This is a genomic window from Streptomyces europaeiscabiei, assembly GCF_001550375.1.
GTDB lineage: Bacteria > Actinomycetota > Actinomycetes > Streptomycetales > Streptomycetaceae > Streptomyces > Streptomyces europaeiscabiei.
This window is the reverse complement of record NZ_LRTR01000223.1, coordinates 1-3049: the sequence shown is the minus strand read 5'-3', so window position 1 is coordinate 3049 and position 3049 is coordinate 1. Positions and strand designations below refer to the sequence as shown.

Sequence of the window (3049 nt, the reverse complement as noted above, 5' to 3'; positions counted from 1 at the left end):
GCTGGCACAGCTGCTCCTCGCAGAACGCGTCGGCGTGCACCCCGAGTACCACGTCTGCCCGCCCGATCTGCGCACCATGATGGCCGAGGCGAAGGCCGCGGTGGTCATCGGTGACGCCGCCCTGCGCGCGGCCCTGTACGAGGCACCCCGGATGGGTCTGCAGGTGCACGACCTGGGCCGGATGTGGAAGGACTGGACGGGACTGCCCTTCGTCTTCGCGGTGTTCGCCGCGCGCCGTGACTTCCTGGCCCGCGAGCCGGAGCTGGCGCGCCGGGTCCACGCCGATCTGCTGGCCTCGCGCGACCTGTCGATGACGGAGGTGTCCAAGGTGTGCGAACAGGCCGCCCAGTGGGAGGAGTTCGATGCCGAGACGCTGGAGCGCTACTACACCACGGCCCTCGACTTCAGCCTCGGCGAGGCGCAGCTCGCCGGCATCGCCGAGTTCGCGCGCCGGGTGGGCGGCGGGTCCGAGGGCTTCCCGCCCGACGTCGCCGTCCGGCTGCTCGACCCCTCCTCCTGATCCGTACCCCGTCACCGAAAGGCCCGGCCACCATGTCCCGACCTCCGAAGTCCCCGCTCCAGCCCGTCCTCGACCGTGCCGCCGAGGGTGGGCGGATCACCCCCGAGGAGGCGCTCGACCTCTACCGCGACGCGCCCCTGCACGCGCTGGGCGCCGCCGCCGACGCCGTACGCCGCCGTAGGTACGCCGGGACCGAGCACATCGCGACGTACATCATCGAGCGGAACATCAACTACACGAACGTGTGCGTCACGGCGTGCAAGTTCTGCGCGTTCTACGCCCCGCCGAAGGACAAGGACAAGGGCTGGACCCGCGACCTCGACGACATCCTGCGCCGCTGCGCGGAGACCGTCGAGCTGGGCGGTACACAGATCATGTTCCAGGGCGGGCACCACCCGGACTACGGGGTGGAGTACTACGAGACGCACTTCGCCGCCATCAAGAAGGCCTTCCCGCAGCTGGTCATCCACTCCCTGGGCGCGTCCGAGGTCGAGCACATGGCCCGGATCTCCAAGGTGGGCGTGGAGGAGGCGATCACCCGGATCCACGCGGCCGGTCTGGACTCCTTCGCCGGCGCCGGCGCGGAGCTGCTGCCCGCGCGCCCCCGCAAGGCCATCGCTCCGCTGAAGGAGTCCGGTGAGCGCTGGCTGGAGATCATGGAGATCGCGCACGGGCTGGGCGTGGAGTCCACGTCCACGATGCTCATGGGCACCGGCGAGACCAACGCCGAGCGCATCGAGCACCTGCGGATGATCCGTGACGTCCAGGACCGCACCGGCGGCTTCCGCGCCTTCATCCCGTACACCTACCAGCCCGAGAACAACCACCTGAAGGGCCGTACGCAGGCCACGCTCTTCGAGTACCTGCGGATGATCGCCATCGCGCGGCTCTTCATGGACAACATCGCCCACATCCAGGGCTCCTGGCTCACCACCGGCAAGGAGGTCGGCCAGCTCTCGCTGCACTACGGCGCGGACGACCTCGGCTCGATCATGCTGGAGGAGAACGTCGTCTCCTCCGCCGGCGCCAAGCACCGCTCCAACCGCATGGAGATCATCGACCTGATCCGCAAGGCGGGCCGCGTCCCCGCCCAGCGGACCACGACCTACGAGCACATCGTCGTCCACGACGACCCGGCGAACGACCCCGTCGACGAGCGCGTCATGTCCCACATCTCGTCGACGGCCATCGAGGGCGGCACGGCCCACCCCGAGTTGAAGCTGCTGAACGCCAACTAGGGCTCACATGCTGACCATTCACGCCGCCGACGAGGTACGGCTCACGTGGGACGACCGGGACGACCCGGAGCCGGTCGAGGACGGCGCCGTCGTGGTGGAGGGCGACCGGGTCCGGGCAGTGGGGCCGCTGGCGGAAGTCCGGCAACGGTTCCCGGACGCCCGGGTGCGGCACTGGCCCGGCGTGCTGGGCCCCGCCCACATCCATGAGGGCCCGCTCCCGGACGCGCCCTCCCCACGGGAGCGCATCCACGCGGTGCTGAAGTCGGGGGCGGTCGCGGTCCTGGAGGAACACGCGAACACTCCGGAACTCCGCGCCGCCGCCCAGCGCAACGACGTGGTCGTACTCCCCAAGTCCCGCCCCACGGCAATCATCGCCACCGGTCGAGCGGACCTGGCCGTCTTCGACTCCGGCGAGTGCATGGCGACGGTGTGCGCAGGGCGTCTGGTCCACCGCCGCCGCTGACGGGCAACGCCGCCGTTTCCTGCTTTCAGGGGCGCGGGGAACTGCGCGACCAGCCACCCACGACCCGCAGCCCGCAACGCTCAGAACCCCCGGCCCGGATCCGGAACCGGCTCACCCCGAGAACGCCTCCCCGAACGCCCCGTTCTCCTGATCGACCCCACTGCAGTCGACCAGCTCGTCGTTCGCCCCGTCCCCGCACTCCTGATCCCGGAACGTCGCCCACATCGACACCCAGGCGACCCCCTTCTCCTCCGCGAACTCCCGCACCTGCGCCGCGTCCTCCAGCGTGAACGTCTCGTTGTCGACGTCGTTGACGCCCAGCATCGAGGTCAACGCCAGCGCCCCCCACGCCGTCGACCCACTCGTGCCGAAGATGTCCATCAGCTGCTCGTGCGCCGCCTCGGCCGACTGCTCCGCGTAGTCGCCCATGTCACCGCCGTACGAACTGGCGTAGTTCATGGTCATGATGTTGACCGTGGCGACCTGGACCGCGTTGTCGTTGGCAGAGTCGAGCAGGGCGACGCCGTCGTCGTCGAGGCCGGACGGCATGACGGGGAGGGTGAAGGAGACCGAGAGGTCGGGGCGGTCCTTCTGCAGGAGCGCGATCGCCTCGGAGCGCAGGCCGACGGAGTCGGAGTCCTTCAGCGCGTCGCCCTCGACGTCGAAGTCGGCCTCGGTCGAGCCGGCCGCGTCGAGCGCCGCGCCGTACGCCGCGGCGAGCTCGGACGCGCTGTCACAGGCCTGGGCCAGCTCCGTGCCCGAGGCGCCGCCGAAGGAGACCCGCACCGACGCGCCGGAGTCGGTGAGCGCCGAGATCCGGGACCTCAC

At 70.4% G+C, this 3049-nt stretch carries 4 protein-coding genes; 3 read left to right on the top strand and 1 reads right to left on the bottom strand.

What is annotated here, in order from left to right; genetic code table 11:
* From AWZ10_RS10965 to AWZ10_RS10955, 3 genes are all read left to right on the top strand, one after another.
* Positions 1-520, top strand: a 520-nt coding sequence (locus AWZ10_RS10965) for a menaquinone biosynthetic enzyme MqnA/MqnD family protein (protein WP_341846084.1), incomplete at its 5' end; no start/stop codon positions are given.
* 32 nt (positions 521-552) lie between these two features.
* Positions 553-1758 (top strand): cyclic dehypoxanthinyl futalosine synthase, encoded by a 1206-nt coding sequence (gene mqnC, locus AWZ10_RS10960; protein WP_060890969.1) that lies wholly within the window; start codon positions 553-555, stop codon positions 1756-1758.
* A gap of 7 nt (positions 1759-1765) precedes the next feature.
* On the top strand, positions 1766-2221 hold the full coding sequence (locus tag AWZ10_RS10955) for an imidazolonepropionase-like domain-containing protein (RefSeq protein WP_060890968.1): 456 nt from the start codon (positions 1766-1768) through the stop codon (positions 2219-2221).
* 111 nt (positions 2222-2332) lie between these two features.
* On the opposite strand, the gene AWZ10_RS10950 is transcribed toward AWZ10_RS10955, so the two are convergent.
* Positions 2333-3049: glycoside hydrolase family 18 protein (locus tag AWZ10_RS10950; RefSeq protein ID WP_060890967.1), on the bottom strand; the 717-nt coding region annotated here is incomplete at its 5' end.

What these genes read in the sequence shown, in the direction of transcription:
- AWZ10_RS10955 (WP_060890968.1), top strand. Translation starts at nt 1,766, where the DNA reads ATGCTGACCATTCACGCCGCCGACGAGGTACGGCTCACGTGGGACGAC.
- mqnC (WP_060890969.1), top strand. Translation starts at nt 553, where the DNA reads ATGTCCCGACCTCCGAAGTCCCCGCTCCAGCCCGTCCTCGACCGTGCC.